This is a genomic window from Burkholderia sp. AU17457 (assembly GCF_002223255.1).
GTDB classification, from domain to species: Bacteria; Pseudomonadota; Gammaproteobacteria; order Burkholderiales; family Burkholderiaceae; genus Burkholderia; species Burkholderia sola.
Window position 1 is genome coordinate 289,369 of record NZ_NKFB01000005.1, and the last position, 15,678, is coordinate 305,046.

The 15,678-nt window shown below is 67.2% G+C and carries 11 protein-coding genes; 5 read left to right on the forward strand and 6 right to left on the reverse strand.

What is annotated here, in order from left to right; all coding sequences use genetic code 11:
- Positions 1 to 21 precede the first annotated feature (21 nt).
- From CFB49_RS18615 to CFB49_RS18630, 4 genes are all read left to right on the forward strand, one after another.
- Positions 22 to 1,491 (forward strand): efflux RND transporter periplasmic adaptor subunit, encoded by a 1,470-nt coding sequence (locus tag CFB49_RS18615; RefSeq protein WP_089492002.1) that lies wholly within the window; start codon positions 22 to 24, stop codon positions 1,489 to 1,491.
- Positions 1,492 to 1,619: 128 nt separating this feature from the next.
- Positions 1,620 to 4,832 (forward strand): efflux RND transporter permease subunit, encoded by a 3,213-nt coding sequence (locus CFB49_RS18620; protein ID WP_089492003.1) that lies wholly within the window; start codon positions 1,620 to 1,622, stop codon positions 4,830 to 4,832.
- A complete protein-coding gene (gene irlR, locus CFB49_RS18625; protein WP_006490455.1) occupies positions 4,832 to 5,515 on the forward strand; it encodes a heavy metal response regulator transcription factor IrlR in 684 nt (227 codons plus the stop codon). Before CFB49_RS18620 ends, irlR begins: the two co-directional genes overlap by 1 nt.
- Positions 5,512 to 6,936: a heavy metal sensor histidine kinase gene (locus CFB49_RS18630; protein WP_089492004.1), complete on the forward strand. Its 1,425-nt coding sequence runs from the start codon at positions 5,512 to 5,514 to the stop codon at positions 6,934 to 6,936. The genes irlR and CFB49_RS18630 overlap by 4 nt, the downstream gene beginning before the upstream one ends.
- A 79-nt stretch (positions 6,937 to 7,015) precedes the next feature.
- Here the strand turns inward: CFB49_RS18630 and CFB49_RS18635 are convergent, their stop codons facing one another.
- Positions 7,016 to 7,303: a DUF4148 domain-containing protein gene (locus tag CFB49_RS18635; RefSeq protein ID WP_089436064.1), complete on the reverse strand. Its 288-nt coding sequence runs from the start codon at positions 7,301 to 7,303 to the stop codon at positions 7,016 to 7,018.
- 945 nt (positions 7,304 to 8,248) lie between these two features.
- On the opposite strand from CFB49_RS18635, the gene CFB49_RS18645 reads away from it, so the two are divergent.
- Positions 8,249 to 8,752, forward strand: coding sequence for a hypothetical protein (locus tag CFB49_RS18645; RefSeq protein ID WP_089492006.1), 504 nt, complete (start codon positions 8,249 to 8,251; stop codon positions 8,750 to 8,752).
- Positions 8,753 to 8,953: 201 nt separating this feature from the next.
- Here the strand turns inward: CFB49_RS18645 and CFB49_RS18650 are convergent, their stop codons facing one another.
- From CFB49_RS18650 to CFB49_RS18670, 5 genes are all read right to left on the reverse strand, one after another.
- Entirely contained in the window at positions 8,954 to 10,249 is a 1,296-nt protein-coding gene (locus tag CFB49_RS18650; protein WP_089492007.1) for an O-acetylhomoserine aminocarboxypropyltransferase/cysteine synthase family protein, read from the reverse strand.
- 193 nt (positions 10,250 to 10,442) lie between these two features.
- Complete coding sequence (locus CFB49_RS18655; RefSeq protein WP_089492008.1) at positions 10,443 to 11,738, reverse strand: XAC2610-related protein; 1,296 nt, start codon at positions 11,736 to 11,738, stop codon at positions 10,443 to 10,445.
- Positions 11,739 to 11,800: 62 nt separating this feature from the next.
- Positions 11,801 to 12,949 carry a DUF1176 domain-containing protein gene (locus tag CFB49_RS18660; RefSeq protein ID WP_179234922.1) on the reverse strand — a complete coding sequence of 383 codons (1,149 nt, stop codon included), beginning with the start codon at positions 12,947 to 12,949 and terminating at the stop codon, positions 11,801 to 11,803.
- A 260-nt stretch (positions 12,950 to 13,209) separates the two neighbouring features.
- Positions 13,210 to 14,433: an RtcB family protein gene (locus tag CFB49_RS18665; protein ID WP_089492780.1), complete on the reverse strand. Its 1,224-nt coding sequence runs from the start codon at positions 14,431 to 14,433 to the stop codon at positions 13,210 to 13,212.
- A 60-nt stretch (positions 14,434 to 14,493) separates the two neighbouring features.
- Positions 14,494 to 15,633 carry a slipin family protein gene (locus tag CFB49_RS18670; protein ID WP_069617271.1) on the reverse strand — a complete coding sequence of 380 codons (1,140 nt, stop codon included), beginning with the start codon at positions 15,631 to 15,633 and terminating at the stop codon, positions 14,494 to 14,496.
- Positions 15,634 to 15,678: the final 45 nt, after the last annotated feature.

Here is a 15,678-nt window from a genome sequence, read left to right on the forward strand (position 1 = left end):
CCTCTTACCGGAAGGACCATCATGTCACGCAGCAGAATCTTCGTTATCGCGGCGGCCGTGCTCGGCGGCGCAGGAATCGTGATCGGCGCGCTCGCCGTCACGCGGAGCGGCGGCAGCGCATCGGCGCCGACGGCCGCCGAAGCCGCGCAGCCGGCCGATGGCGCCGGCGCGCGCGGCGGTGTCGTGCTCAGGCGCGGCAAGCTGTCCGTCGAGATCGTGATGACGGAAAAGCCCGGCGACGCGCGGCTCGTCGTCTATCCGTCCGTCGACGGCAAGCCGGTGGACAAGGGCGTGACCGTGTCCGGCACGCTGGTGCGGTATGACCGCACGCAGGAACCGTTGCGGTTCGACGCGGTCGGCCAGAAGTTCGTGTCCGCGCAGTCGATCGCGAAGCCGCACGTGTTCGATGCGACGATCGACGTGAAGGCGGGCAACGACGCCGCGTCGTTCCCGTTCGCGCGCGCCGACGGCGCGATCGCGCTGACCGACGCGCAACTGGCGACGTCGAGAATCGCGCTCGCGAAAGCCGGCCCCGCGCAGATCGCGACGCCGTTCCAGCTTCCCGGCGAAATCAAGTTCAACGAGGACCGCACCGCGCACGTGGTGCCGCGCGTGGCCGGCATCGTCGAGCAGGTGGCGGTGTCGCTCGGGCAGAACGTCGCGAAGGGGCAGGTGCTCGCCGTGATCGCGAGCACCGATCTCGCCGACCGCCGCAGCGAGCTGCTGACGGCCGAGCGCCGGCTGTCGGGCGCGCGCGCGACCTACGAGCGCGAACGCACGCTGTGGCAGGAGCGCATTTCGGCGGAGCAGGACTACCAGCAGGCCCAGGTGCAGTTGCGCGAGGCCGAGATCGCCGTGCAGAACGCGCGGCAGAAGCTCGCCGCGCTGAACGCGCCGGTCGGCGCGGGGGCGCTGAACCGTTATGAACTGCGCGCGCCGTTCGCCGGCACGATCGTCGAGAAACATGCGACGCCCGGCGAGGCGATTGCTGCGGACGCGAGCATGTTCGTGATCTCCGACCTGTCGACCGTCTGGGCCGAGATGGCGGTGCCGGCGCAGCGGCTCAACGACGTGCGCGTCGGTCGCGACGCAACGGTGATGGCGACCGCGTTCGAATCGCGCTCGAGCGGCCCGATCGCGTACGTGGGGTCGCTGCTCGGCGAGCAGACGCGCACCGCGCCGGCGCGCGTCGTGCTGCCGAACCCCGACCGCGTGTGGCGCCCGGGGATGTTCGTGAACGTATCGGTCGACGCGGGCGCACAACGCGTGCCCCTCGCGGTCGCGAGCGACGCGCTGCAGGACGTCGACGGCGCGCCGTCGGTGTTCGTGCGCTCGCCGAAGGGTTTCGTCGCGCAGGCCGTCGAAACGGGGCGGCGCGACGAACGCGCGATCGAAGTGCTGAAGGGGATCAAGCCGGGCCAGGAATACGTGGCGTCGAACAGCTTCGTGCTGAAGGCGGAGCTCGGCAAGGGGAGCGCGGAACATGAATGAGCAGCAATACGTGCGCGCCGTGGCGCGACTGGCGGCCTGCTATGCGGCCCGCTTTCCAATCGGCCGGGTGACTGGCCGCGCGGCTCGCCCAGTGCGGACGACCGTGCCCCGCTTCAAGGAATCCCGACATGTTTGAGCGCCTGATCCGCTTTGCGATTGCGCACCGCTGGCTCGTGATGCTGGCGATCGCGGCGGTGGCCGCGCTGGGCGTGTTCAGCTACCAGCGGCTGCCGATCGACGCGGTGCCCGACATCACCAACGTGCAGGTGCAGATCAACACGTCCGCGCCCGGCTACTCGCCGCTCGAGGCCGAGCAGCGCATCACCTATCCGGTCGAGACCGTGATGGCCGGGTTGCCGGGGCTGGAACAGACGCGTTCGATCTCGCGCTACGGGCTGTCGCAGGTCACCGTGATCTTCAAGGACGGCACCGACATCTACTTCGCGCGGCAACTCGTCAACGAGCGCATCCAGGAGGCGAAGGACAAGCTGCCGGCCGGCATCGCGCCCGCGATGGGGCCAACGTCGACCGGCCTCGGCGAGATCTACCTGTGGACCGTCGAGGCCGATGCCGGCGCGCGCAAGCCCGACGGCACGCGCTATACGGCGGCCGACCTGCGCGAGCTGCAGGACTGGGTCGTGCGGCCGCAATTGCGCAACGTGCGCGGCGTGACCGAGGTCAACTCGATCGGCGGCTACGTGAAGGAATACCGCGTCGCGCCGAATCCGGCGAAGCTGATGTCGTACGGGCTGACGCTCGCCGACGTCGTGCGGGCGCTCGAGCGCAACAACGACAACGTCGGCGCCGGCTACATCGAAAAGCGCGGCGAGCAGTATCTCGTGCGCGTGCCGGGCCAGGCGCGCACCGTCGACGACATCGCGAACATCGTGCTGACCAATGTCGGGGGCGTGCCGGTGCGGATGAAGGACGTCGGCGTGGTCGACATCGGCCGCGAACTGCGCACTGGCGCCGCGACGTCGAACGGCGAGGAAGTCGTGCTCGGCACGGTGTTCATGCTGATGGGCGAGAACAGCCGGACGGTGTCGAAGGCCGTCGCCGCGAAGATGGAGGACGTGAACCGCACGCTGCCGGCCGGCGTGAAGGCGATTCCGGTGTACGACCGCACGGTGCTCGTCGAGAAGGCGGTTGCCACGGTGAAGAAGAACCTGCTCGAAGGCGCGGTGCTCGTGATCGCCGTGTTGTTCCTGTTCCTCGGCAACATCCGCGCGGCGCTGATCACCGCGCTCGTGATTCCGCTGTCGATGCTGATGACCTTCACCGGCATGGTCAACGCGAAGGTGAGCGCGAACCTGATGAGCCTTGGCGCGCTCGACTTCGGAATTATCGTCGACGGCGCGGTGGTGATCGTCGAGAACTGCGTGCGGCGGCTTGCGCATGCGCAGTCGGCGGCCGGGCGGCCGCTCACGCGCGACGAGCGTTTCGCCGAGGTGTTCGGCGCATCGCAGGAAGCGCGCCGCGCGCTGATCTTCGGGCAACTGATCATCATGGTCGTGTACCTGCCGATCTTTGCGCTGACCGGCGTCGAAGGCAAGATGTTCCATCCGATGGCGACGACCGTCGTGATGGCGCTCGCGGCGGCGATGGTGCTGACCGTCACGTTCATTCCGGCGGCCGTCGCGTTGTTCATCGGCGAGCGGGTCGAGGAGAAGGAGAACCGGCTGATGGGCTGGGCGCGGCGCGCGTACGAACCGGTGCTCGCCGCGTTCATGACGCGCCCGACGCGCGTGATGCTCGGCGCGGGCGCGATCGTGCTGGTCACGCTCGGGCTTGCGACGCGGCTCGGCAGCGAGTTCATTCCGAGTCTGAACGAAGGCGATCTGGCCGTGTCCGCGCTGCGGATTCCCGGCACGAGCCTGTCGCAGTCGGTCGAGATGCAGAAGTCGATCGAGAAGACGCTGAAGGCGCGCTTCCCCGAGATCGAGCGCGTGTTCGCGCGCACCGGCACGGCCGAGATCGCGGCTGACCCGATGCCGCCGAACCTGTCGGACGGCTACATCATGCTGAAGCCGGCCGACACGTGGCCCGATCCGAAGAAGCCGCGCGAGCAGCTCGTGCGCGAGATCGAGGACGCGCTCGCCGAGCTGCCGGGCAACGCGTACGAGTTCTCGCAGCCGATCCAGCTACGCTTCAACGAACTGATCTCCGGCGTGCGCAGCGACGTCGCCGTGAAAATCTTCGGCGACGACATGGCAGTGCTGAACCAGACCGGCGAGCAGATCGCGGCCGCGTTGCAGAAAGTGCCGGGCGCGTCGGAGGTGAAGGTCGAGCAGACCACGGGCCTGCCGGTGCTGACCGTCAACCTCGATCGCGACAAGCTCGCGCGCTACGGTGTGAGCGTCGCCGACCTGCAGGATTCGGTGGCCGCAGCCGTCGGCGGGCAGAAGGCCGGCACGCTGTTCCAGGGCGATCGTCGCTTCGACATCGTCGTGCGGCTGCCCGACGAACTGCGTACCGATATCGAGGCGATCAAGCGGCTGCCGATCGCGCTACCGGCGCCTGCGGCCGGCGCCAGCGCGCCGCTCGCGGCGGCGCCGTACGTGCCGCTCGCGGAGCTCGCGACGATCGACGTGGCGCCGGGCCCGAACCAGATCAGCCGCGAGGACGGCAAGCGGCGGGTGGTCGTCAGCGCGAACGTGCGCGGCCGCGACGTCGGCTCGTTCGTCGCCGACGCGCGCGAGCAGTTGCAGCAGGACGTGCGCGTGCCGGCCGGTTACTGGGTGTCGTGGGGCGGCCAGTTCGAGCAGCTGCAAAGCGCGAGCGAGCGCCTGAAGCTCGTCGTGCCGCTTGCGCTGTTCATGGTGTTCGTGCTGCTGTTCGTGATGTTCAACAACGTGAAGGACGGGCTGCTCGTGTTCACCGGCATTCCGTTCGCGCTGAGCGGCGGCGTCGTGTCGCTGTGGCTGCGCGGGATTCCGCTGTCGATCACGGCGGCGGTCGGCTTCATCGCGCTGTCGGGCGTGGCCGTGCTCAACGGCCTCGTGATGATTTCGTTCATCCGCAACCTGCGCGACGAAGGGATGTCGCTCGACGCGGCCGTGCACGACGGCGCGCTCACGCGGCTGCGGCCCGTGCTGATGACCGCGCTGGTCGCGTCGCTCGGCTTCCTGCCGATGGCGTTCGCGACCGGCACCGGCGCCGAGGTGCAGCGCCCGCTCGCGACGGTCGTGATCGGCGGTATCCTGTCGTCCACCGCGCTGACGCTGCTGGTGCTGCCGGTGCTGTATCGCGTGAGCCATGCGGTGTCGTGGCGCGCGGCGTTGCGTGGCGGTTTCGCCGCGGGCATGATGCGCCGGCTGGGTTTCTTCAAGGGTAATGCGTGATGCGAATTCTGATTGTCGAGGATGAACCGAAGACGGGCGCGTATCTGCGCAAGGGGCTGACCGAGGCCGGCTACGTCGTCGACTGGGTCGAGGACGGCATCACGGGTCAGCACCAGGCCGAAACCGAGGAATACGACCTGCTCGTGCTCGACGTGATGCTGCCCGGGCAGGACGGCTGGACGTTGCTGCAGAACCTGCGGCGCAGCAAGTCGACGCCCGTGCTATTCCTCACCGCGCGCGACGACGTCGGCGATCGCGTGAAGGGGCTGGAACTTGGCGCGGACGACTATCTCGCGAAGCCGTTCGACTTCGTCGAGCTGACCGCACGCATCAAGTCGATCCTGCGGCGCGGCCAGCCGCGCGATTCGAACACGCTGCGCGTGGCCGATCTCGAACTCGACCTGACGCGCCGCAAGGCCACGCGGCAGGGCGACACGATCCTGCTGACCGCGAAGGAGTTCGCGCTGCTGTGGCTGCTGATGCGCCGCGAAGGCGAGATCCTGCCGCGCGCGACGATCGCGTCGCAGGTGTGGGACATGAACTTCAACAGCGACACGAACGTCGTCGATTCGGCGATCCGCCGGCTGCGCTCGAAGATCGACGACGCGTACGAGCCGAAGCTGATCCATACGGTGCGCGGCATGGGCTACGTGCTCGAAGCGCGCGGCGGCGCGGCCGCATGATCGCGCGCCTGCTGCCGCGCACGCTGCGCGGCCGGCTGACCGCGTTGATCGTCCTGTCGACGTCGGTGATCCTCGCGTCGAGCGGCGTCGCACTGTACGAAGCGCTGAGCAACCGTGTCGAAACGACGGCAGCCGAGCAGATGGCCGGTATTTCCGCCGCATTGGGCGCGCATCTGGCCGAGGCGCGCACGACGGACGACGTCGCGCGCCATACCGATATCTGGATCGACCAGTTGCACGGGCATCCGAACATGGATCTCGCGATCTTCGATGCCGGCGGCGCGCGCCTCGTCGGCACACCCGGATTCCGTCCGTACGCGCCGCTGCTGTCGATGAACGTCGGGCGCGTGCCGTTCGGCGTTGCGCCGCCCGGCGCCCGGCACCAGTATCTGTTGACGACCGTGCCGCTCGCCGGCGCGGGTGCGCCCGTGGTGCGCGTCGCCGTGCAGTACGACCGCAGCGCCGACATGCTGCTGTTGCGCACGCATGCTTATACGATCGTCGTGATCCAGGTGTTCGGCGTGGTGATCGCGGCGGCGATCGCGTACGGCATCGCCGCGCTCGGGCTGAGCCCGCTGCGGCGGTTCGCGGCGCGGGCCGAGCAGATGTCGACGAGCCGGCTCGCGCATCCGCTGCCGGAACTCGATACGTCGGGCGAGCTGAAGGAGCTCGAGCACGCGTTCAACGGGATGCTCGCGCGGCTGAACGAATCGTTCACGCGGCTGAGCCAGTTCTCGTCGAATCTCGCGCACGACATGCGCACGCCGCTGACCAATCTGCAGGCGGCCGCGCAGGTCGTGCTGTCGCAACCGCGCGGCGCGGACGAATACCGGAGCGTGATCGAGTCGAGCATCGACGAATACCAGCGGCTGTCGCGGATGATCGAGGACATGCTGTTTCTCGCGCGCTCGGAACAGGCGGGCACGTCGATCAGCGTGCGGCGGCTGAATGCGGCGCAGGAGGCGGAGCGGGTGGCCGGCTACTACGAGCCGCTGGCGGAAGATGAAGGCGTGACGGTGAAGGTCGACGGCCACGCGTGGGTCGATGCGGATCTGACGCTGTACCAGCGCGCGTTGAGCAACCTGCTGTCGAATGCGCTGACCTATGCGCCGCGCGGCAGCGTCGTGACGATCGACTGCGTCGAGCAGCGCGGCGCGACGACGATCGCCGTGTCGGATACGGGGCCCGGCATCGCGGCGGAACATGCCGGGCGGATTTTCGAGCGCTTTTATCGCATCGATCCGTCACGGCACAACTCGGCGTCGGGCACGGGGCTCGGCCTCGCGATCGTCCGGTCGATCATGGACAACCACGGCGGCGAATGCGGCGTCGACAGCGAGCCGGGGCGTCGCACGACCTTCTGGCTGCGCTTTCCGCGACGGCCGGCCGAGCCCGAACGGCCGGCCGCCATCAGCACCTGACAGCACGGGCGGACACGCCCGCGCATTCGCCGCAACGCAACCGCGCGCGGCGCGCTGCCGGCGGCCGTCTGGCCGCGCATCATTGTTTCGCGGCGAGGTCGTCGTGGTTGTCGGCCTGCGGCTTTTTCTCGCCGCCATGCACCGAAATCACGTGAAGCTCCTTGTTGCGCGCGACGACCTCGGCGGTCGGCGGGTACTGCGTCTTGCTGATCGGCACGATGCCGTCGTGCTGCGCCTGCTTCAGTTCGTTGACGACCTGCGTGCGGGACTTGCCCTGCGTTTGCGTTTGGGCGAACGCGGCCTGCGTGGCCATGCCGAGCGACAGCGTGGCGGTGACGAACAGTGCTGCGAGTTGTGCCGTTTTCATCGAGTGCTCTCCTTGATCAGGGCCGCCGGGTGGCGAACCATGGACCCAGTATGCGAAAGCAGCCGTGCGTGATCGTGATCGCGAGATGAAAAATGCGTCAGATTGCGCGGTGCGGAGGTGTGCTGGGCGGACTCGATCGACATGACGCAACCGTCATGTTCGCGTCATGGGTGCGATGAGCGGGAAGCGGAACATGCAGTCTGCCGTTGGCCACGCGCCGGCGGCGTTCGTGCCGGTCGCGACAGACAGCAGCATCGATCGCGGGCGGTGCCGTTCAGACCTTCATCCCGGATCGAAAATTGCATCGTCCCGTCATTCGCCTCGCCTTGATCGCAGTCCTGATCGTCCCGTTGTTCGCGGGCTGCGCATCGACACGTTCCGGCACCACGGCCACTGCTTCTGCCGCCGCGCGAAAGCCCGTGCCGGCCGACCTGACGCCAGGCGAGCAGGTCGACTATGCCGGGCATCGGTGCGGTAATCCGAACCTGCATGTGAAAACGCATCCGTGCGTGTACCCGCAGCGCAATTCCGCGCGGTGATCGTCGGACACGCGTAAAAAAAGGCCCGGCGCTCGACGAGTCCGGGCCTAATGCGTGATCGCGCCGTGCGGCAGCGACCCGCTGCGTGGACGGGAACGGGCAGGGCCCGCTACCGTTCCGATCGTAGCGATGCGACGCATCGTGAACCTGATCGGAACATGAAATTTTCGTCACGCACCGCGCATGAGGGGCGCTGAAATCAGAACCTGTGGCGCCACCCGAGATTTGACGATGCCCTGCGAAAGCGCCGACCGTATGAAGATGGGTGGGCGTCGATAGCGCATAGTCAGCGGACGTCAAAAATCGTCGGAACGGTGACGAAACCGTCATGAACCGATCACGAATCCGCACCGCCGTGGGATCAAAGTGAAGGCGCCTGTCACGGAATGACGAAACGGAGAAAGTCATGCGCGATATCGCGAAAGGAATCGTGCTGGCGGCGTGCCTGATGTCGACGGCCGCGCTGGCGGCCGGCTGGCCGGAACGTGCGTTATCGCACGCGCCGGCGCACGACGTCGGCAGCCGCGCGAACGAGCGGATGCGCTGCGAGTTCGCGGCCGTGCCGGCCGGCGCGTGGACTGCGACGTTCGCGCGAGGGCAATGCGAAGTCGACAACGGCCGGCTGACGTTCGTGCCGGCCGATGCCGGTGACGCGCCGACCGTCACGGAGAAACGGATCGCGCTCGGTGACGTCCGCACCGCGTCGCATCAGTCGCGCAAGCTGAAGGAACAACTGCAACTGACGACGCGCGATGAAGTGATCGCGCTGAACGTGCTGGCCGACGATGGCGGCCGCAAATCGCGCGAACATGCGATCGACCTGTGGGCCGCGCTGCGCAACGCGGGTGTCACGCCGGTGAACGGCACGCGTGTCGTCGACACCTATCCGACCGGTGCGACGACCTGGTAGCCGCAGCGCCGTCGCGCGCGGCTTACCCGGCTTTCAGCGATCCTTCGATCAGGAAGAACGCGATGAAGCCGGACGCTGCGTGGCACGATCGTATGCGCCGGGCGTCGCACCGGCATCGATCGGCGATTGAACACTTTGAAGCCGCTCCAGGGTCAAGCGATTCGATGCGTGCGCACCGACAAGCCGGTGCGCACGTTTCGCTCAAGGCTGCGCGAGCGCCTGGTCGAGATCGGCGAGCAGGTCGTCGATATGCTCGATGCCGATCGACAGCCGCACCGTTTCCTCCTTCACGCCGGCCTTCGCAAGTTCGGCCGGCGACAACTGACGATGCGTGGTCGATGCCGGATGCGTCGCGAGCGACTTCGTATCGCCGATGTTCACGAGCCGCGTGAACAGCTTCAGCGCATCCTGGAACTTCGCACCGCCGTCGCGGCCGCCTTTCACGCCGAACGTCAGGATGCCCGGCGCACGGCCCGACAGGTAGCGGGCGACGAGCGGATGATCGGGGTGATCGGGCAGGCCCGCATAGTTCACCCATTCGACGTGCTCGTGGCGCGCGAGATGCTGCGCGATCTTCAGCGCGTTGTCGCTGATCCGTTCGACACGCAGCGCGAGCGTCTCGATTCCCTGCAGGATCTGGAACGCATTGAACGGCGAGATCGCCGCGCCCATGTTGCGCAGCGGCACCACGCGGGCGCGGCCGATGTACGCGGCCGGACCGAACGCTTCGGTATAGACGACGCCGTGATAGCTGACGTCCGGCTCGTTCAGTCGCTTGAAGCGGTCCGCGTGGTCGGCCCACGGGAACTTGCCCGAATCGACAATGGCGCCGCCGAGGCTCGTGCCGTGTCCGCCGAGATACTTCGTCAGCGAGTGTACGACGATGTCCGCGCCGTGCTCGAACGGGCGCAGCAGGTACGGCGACGGCACCGTGTTGTCGACGATCAGCGGGATGCCGTGGCGATGCGCGACTGCCGCGAGCGCGGCGATGTCGGTGACGTTGCCGAGCGGGTTGCCGACCGATTCCGCGAAGATCGCCTTCGTGCGCGCATCGATCAGCGGCTCGAACGACGCGGGGTCGCGCGGATCGGCGAAGCGCGTGGTGATTCCGTATTGCGGCAGCGTGTGCGCGAACAGGTTGTAGGTGCCGCCGTAAAGCGAACTCGCGGACACGATGTTGTCGCCGGCTTCGGCGATCGTCTGGATCGCGTACGTGACGGCGGATTGCCCCGACGCGAGCGCGAGCGCGCCGATGCCGCCCTCGAGCGCGGCGATCCGCTGCTCGAGCACGTCCGTCGTCGGATTCATGATCCGCGTGTAGATGTTGCCCTGGACCTTCAGGTCGAACAGGTCGGCGCCGTGCTGCGTATCGTCGAATGCGTACGCAACGGTCTGGTAGATCGGGACGGCGACCGCACGCGTGGTCGGGTCGGGACGATAACCGCCGTGCACGGCGATGGTTTCGAGACGCCAGTTCGAATGGGCCTGATCGGTCATGGGTGCTCCGTTTGTTGTTGTGAAGGTCGATGGGGGGCTGCCGTCCGGCGATTATAGGAGCACGTGTGCGGCTGCCTTTAGAACGAATCGTGGGTTGCTTATGGGGACGCGGCGCATAGAATGCGTTTTTCCGCAGACGATCGTCGGCGCCGCGTGAGGTGACGCCGGTGCGCCCTTGCGGGCGCAACGCACACTAGCTCTTGTCGGGATTCGAGTCGCTGCACTGGTCGGGATCGTCGCGCAACATGATGCGACGGATGCGGCCATTGTCGTAGAACGGCACGTCGGGGCAGAACTTCGTGCCGGCGCGCGTTGACGTACGTTTCCAAGCGACCTTTTCGGTACGCACGAGCGTCGGGGCGCTGCCCGGCGCACCCGGTTTCCAGATGTCGATATACACGCGCGACATCTGAGGCGAATCGCCGACCTCGCAGTCCTTCAGCGCGCCCAGGGTCGAACGCAGCCCGGTATCGGTCTGCTCGATGCGTTGCGGATATTCGATATGGCCGTTGCCGTAGCCGGGCACGACGTAGCAATAGCGACGCGTGTTTCCGTCGAGCACCGGCAGCATGTAGCTGCTGGCGGAATCGACCTCCTTCACGTCGTTGCCCTGCCAGCGGTAGGTCGTCACGCCATGCTCGCAGCAGCTCGCGCGCCAGCTCGTCCAGATGATCCGGTGAACTGGATCGAAATCCGGCGACGTGATGTCCTGCAGCCCCTGCGGCGCATCGGCGAAGCGCCGCGTCTTCGGGTTGAAGATCCACGTCTGATACGGGATGTTCGGGCCGGCCCCCATCGACTGGGCGAGCATCAGGTCGGGCCAGCCATCGAAGTTCACATCGGCGAAATTCGGTGTGAACAGGTTGCAGGTGCCGTGCGAATCGGTCTTGAGCGTCTGCACGAGTCGGTCGTGGTCGTACAGGCGGATCGCGGTGACCTGCGGCGCGTCGTTGCACGAACCGCCATCGTCCGGCAGATGGTCGGCGACGAGGCGGATGTCGTAGGGGAACGGTCTGCCGTCGCGCTTTTGCGCGAGCGAGACAGGGAATGTGCGCTTGCCGTCCGGGGCGGTCCATGTGCCGGTTACCGCATTGTCGAACGAAGCGACGCGCCACGTGCCCGTCACGCGATCGGCATTCGTCTTCGCGCCGCTGTCGCGTTCCGACAGCGTCATGCCATGCGGATCGAGCGAACCCTTCAACGCCAGCCGATAGCGCTTGTCGGACGTGCATGGCGCGTAGCAGTACCAGCCGGATATCGTATCGGCGACGCGCGACAAAGAAACTTCGACATGGCGATTGCCGATCGTGCCGGTCCAGTCGCGCGACCAGAACGGGATCTCGACCGACCCGTCGGCGTCTGCCGCGCGCGCGGGCAGCGACGCGAATGCGGTGATGGCGATCAGCGCGAACGCAAGCGCGCTGCGCCAGCCGCGCGTGCGCCGCGTCGCAGCCGCGTGGCGCGATGGGGCGATGAGCGAGTGATGCATGGTTCGGCCCCTCGGTTTGTTATGGGTGATGTCTGCCGGCGTGTTTCGGTGTGATACGTGCGTCAGCGGCTTCGTGCCGCATCGGCCCGTCGATACAGGCGTGGCCACTGATCGTCGAACAGGCCGTTGCATGCGCCGTGCGTCGCGATATCGTCGAGCATGAAGCGCCGGCCGTCGAAGATCCACGATGCGATCGAGCCGCAATCGCCGGCACTGCGCAGCCTCACCTTGCTCGACAGCGTCGCGCTGGCGGGATCGTAGCCGGCATCGGTCAGCTCGTTCGCGAACGACGCCGAATCGAGTCCCGCATTCGCGTTCTCGCCGAAATTCATCGCCGTCGGCGAGTAGGGCGCAGTTCGCCGCACGCGATACCACAGGTCGGTATGGTTATACAGGCTGCTGGTCTGGCACGGGATCGCGACGAGCGCCTCGTCGGACGAGATCGCGACGGCTCGCGACGCTTTCCTGCGGTCGCTCGCCGACATTTCGTCTTCGACATCGGCCGCGCATTGCTTCACGTCGGCGCCGAATTTCGCGAGGACCGCATCGACGAGCGGACGCTGTTCGGCGGCCGACAGGGCCGAAGCGGGCGGCGGCGCGGGCGTGACCGCGGGCGGCAACGTGGGCGCGGCCGGCACCGACGATGCAGGCTTGGTGCCCGGGCGCAGCAGCGCCGTGACCGTACCGACGCGGCCCTGCGTATCGTCGATCAGCAGCAGCGCGGCATTCAATCCCGACAACGGCGTACGCGCAGTGGGCGCCGACGCGGGATCGCCGAAACTCAACAGTTGTGCATTGCGCGCCGCGGCGAGCCACGCGGCCACCGTGGCCGGATCGTTGGTCCGGATTCGGAACGGGCGGGCAACATCGTCGGTCTTGTCGCCGAACGCATGCCATTGCGCCGGCATTGCATCGAACGGTCGGCCGTCGACGCGTGCGGTGCGCAAGTCGACCGGCGCCGATGCGTAGAGGTCGAGCGACGGTTGCGCGTCGGGGCCGGCATCGCGCGTGACGCGCAGGACCAGGCCGGTGCGCGCATCGTCGATATCGTCGGCGTGGCTTTCCGCGATACAGCGATTGCCGTTGTCGCAGACGACCGACCAGCTCTTGAACTCGCGTTCGACCGGCGGCCGCGACAGCGGACGGGCCTGCGTGACGATCGGGGAAGCGGCGAGGAGGACGGCGAGCGCGAGCGAAAAACGGTGCGACATGGCGGTTCGGATCGACTGGGAGAAAGCGGGCGGAAGATGCCGGACTGCAAGCACATCGTCAGCAAGCGGTGCAGGTCGAGTGCAGTGGCGCGAACGGCCTCCAGTATACCGCTGCCGAACGGATGATCGACGTGACGAAACGGTGCGGGGGCACGCACGTCATCGACCGGCACGCAAACGGCGCGATACCCGCAGGCACCGCGCCGTTCGTTTTCATCGCCTGTCGGCCGCCGCGCAAGAGCGTGGCGGGCGTCGCTGCGCTATCCCTTCACGCACACGACCTGACGCAGCGTATGCACCACTTCGACGAGGCTGCGCTGGGCCGCCATCACCGCGTCGATGTCCTTGTACGCCATCGGGATTTCATCGACGACACCCGCGTCCTTCCGGCATTCGACGCCCTGCGTCGCCTTCGCCTGATCGTCGGCCGTGAAGCGGCGCTTCGCTTCGGTACGGCTCATCGTCCGGCCCGCGCCGTGGCTGCACGAGCAGAAGCTTTCCGGATTGCCGAGCCCGCGCACGATGAAGCTCTTCGCGCCCATCGAGCCCGGGATGATCCCGAGCTGCCCCTTCCGCGCGGACACCGCGCCCTTGCGCGTGACGAGCACCTCTTCGCCGAAGTGGCGTTCGCGCTGCACGTAGTTGTGGTGGCAGTTCACCGCATGCTCGTCGACCGAGAACGGTGTGCCGATCACGCCGCGCGCCGCGCCGATCACCGCATCCATCATCGCCTGCCGGTTGCGCCGCGCGTAGTCCTGCGCCCAGCCGACCGCCTCGACGTAATCGTCGAAGTGCCGGCTGCCTTCGGTGAAATACGCGAGGTTGCGGTCCGGCAGGTTCGCGATGTGCTGGCGCATGTCCGCCTGCGCGAGTTCGATGAACAGGCTGCCGATCGCATTGCCGACGCCCCGCGAGCCGCTGTGCAGCATGAACCACACACGGTCCGCTTCGTCGATGCACACTTCGATGAAGTGATTGCCGGTGCCCAGCGTGCCGAGATGCGCGTAGTGGTTCGTCTTCTCCAGCTTCGGATACTTGTCGACGATCCGCTGGAAGCCCGGTTGCAGCGACTTCCACGCGTCGGTCACGGCGGCCGGCGTGCGATCGCCCCATGCGCCCGGATCGCGGCGGCCCGGCGCGCGGCCGTGCGGCACCGCGCGTTCGATCGCGCTGCGCAGCCCACCAAGCGAGTCCGGCAGGTCGGACGCCGTCAGCGTCGTGCGCGCGGCCATCATCCCGCAACCGATGTCGACGCCGACCGCGGCCGGAATGATCGCGCCCTTCGTCGGAATCACGCTGCCGATCGTCGAGCCCTTGCCGAGGTGCACGTCCGGCATCACCGCGACGTGGCCGAAGATGAACGGCATTTGCGCGGTGTTGCGCAGTTGCGCGCGCGCTTCCTCTTCGACGGCGACGCCTTGCGTCCACATCTTCACCGGCTTGCCGTTCGCCAGTTCCATCACCTGATAATCCATGTCTGTCATTTGCTTCACCTGATTCATTTCGGAGTCGACGCCGCACATCCGCGCGGCGTCGGTCCTGCATTACGCGCCCTTGATGCTGACGAGTCCGTTCAGCACCTGGTCGAGACCGCCGAACACCGAGATGCGGTCGATCCGTTCCGCGACGCGCTCGAGCGTTTCCAGCTCCTTGAGCCGCAGCGCGGTCGGGTTCTCTTCCATCACCTTCGCGGTGTTCAGCAGCGAACGCGTGGCCGCCGTTTCCTCGCGGCGGCGAATCACGTTCGCCTGCGCGGACTTCTCCGCTTCGACCACCTGCGCGAGGATCGTCTTCATGTCGCCCGGCAGCACGATATCCTTCACGCCGACGCTGCGCACGTTCACGCCCGAATCGTCGAGACGGGCACGCACCTGCGCGATCACGACGTCGTCGAGCGACTGCTTGTCCTCCAGCAGCTCGTCGAGCGAGCGCGTGCCCACCGCCGAACGCAGCGCGAACTGCAGCTCGCGATACAGGTGTTCGACCGGTTTCTGCAACTGGCCGAACGCGTGCAGCACGTCCGCATAGCACCACGTCGCCGACAGGTTCAGCCGCAGCGCGACCTTGTCGCGCGTCAGGATTTCCTGCCCGCCGACTTCGATCGCCTGCAAGCGCAGATCGACGAGTTCGACCGCGACGTCGCGGTTGAAGCGCCAGAACGCCGACGTACCCGCGTCCAGCAACCGCTCGATCTTGCCGTCGATCTTCAGTACACCGACGTGGTACGCCGGCACCTGCGCGAGCAGTACGCCCGTGAGCCCCGCCACACCGCGCGCACGCAGCGACGGTTGCGCGATGCGCTTCACGAGCGCGGCCGGCAGCATGCTGTCTTGCGTGAGATCAACGCGCTCGAGACGGTGCGCGGTCAGGCCGCGCCAGTACAGCCGGCGCGTGCCCGGCGCCAGAATCTCGACGAGCACGTCGTCTTCATAGCGCAGGCCGGCTTCGTCGTCGGCGAGATCCATCGCGACGAAATACTGCGCGAGCACGTCCTGTGCGTCGTGACGCAGGTAATCGGCCAGCGCTTCGTCGGCGAGCGGCGCATCGAGACGCGCGGTCTGCACCGACAGGCGCTTGAACGGATCGAAGGCCTTGAACACGCCCGGTTCCAGCACCTTCACGAAATCGCCTTCGCTCATCAGCAGCGCGCGTTCGTTCTTTTTTACGACATGACGCTTCCACATATTTTTGTCCTTTTTTTCAATGACCGCCGGGTGACGCGCATCGGA

Bases quoted from the DNA above. Each gene is read 5' to 3' on its own strand.
- CFB49_RS18615 (WP_089492002.1), top strand. From the start codon at position 22: ATGTCACGCAGCAGAATCTTCGTTATCGCGGCGGCCGTGCTCGGCGGC.
- CFB49_RS18620 (WP_089492003.1), top strand. From the start codon at position 1,620: ATGTTTGAGCGCCTGATCCGCTTTGCGATTGCGCACCGCTGGCTCGTG.
- irlR (WP_006490455.1), top strand. From the start codon at position 4,832: ATGCGAATTCTGATTGTCGAGGATGAACCGAAGACGGGCGCGTATCTG.
- CFB49_RS18630 (WP_089492004.1), top strand. From the start codon at position 5,512: ATGATCGCGCGCCTGCTGCCGCGCACGCTGCGCGGCCGGCTGACCGCG.
- CFB49_RS18635 (WP_089436064.1), bottom strand. From the start codon at position 7,303: ATGAAAACGGCACAACTCGCAGCACTGTTCGTCACCGCCACGCTGTCG.
- CFB49_RS18645 (WP_089492006.1), top strand. From the start codon at position 8,249: ATGCGCGATATCGCGAAAGGAATCGTGCTGGCGGCGTGCCTGATGTCG.
- CFB49_RS18650 (WP_089492007.1), bottom strand. From the start codon at position 10,249: ATGACCGATCAGGCCCATTCGAACTGGCGTCTCGAAACCATCGCCGTG.
- CFB49_RS18655 (WP_089492008.1), bottom strand. From the start codon at position 11,738: ATGCATCACTCGCTCATCGCCCCATCGCGCCACGCGGCTGCGACGCGG.
- CFB49_RS18660 (WP_179234922.1), bottom strand. From the start codon at position 12,949: ATGTCGCACCGTTTTTCGCTCGCGCTCGCCGTCCTCCTCGCCGCTTCC.
- CFB49_RS18665 (WP_089492780.1), bottom strand. From the start codon at position 14,433: ATGACAGACATGGATTATCAGGTGATGGAACTGGCGAACGGCAAGCCG.
- CFB49_RS18670 (WP_069617271.1), bottom strand. From the start codon at position 15,633: ATGTGGAAGCGTCATGTCGTAAAAAAGAACGAACGCGCGCTGCTGATG.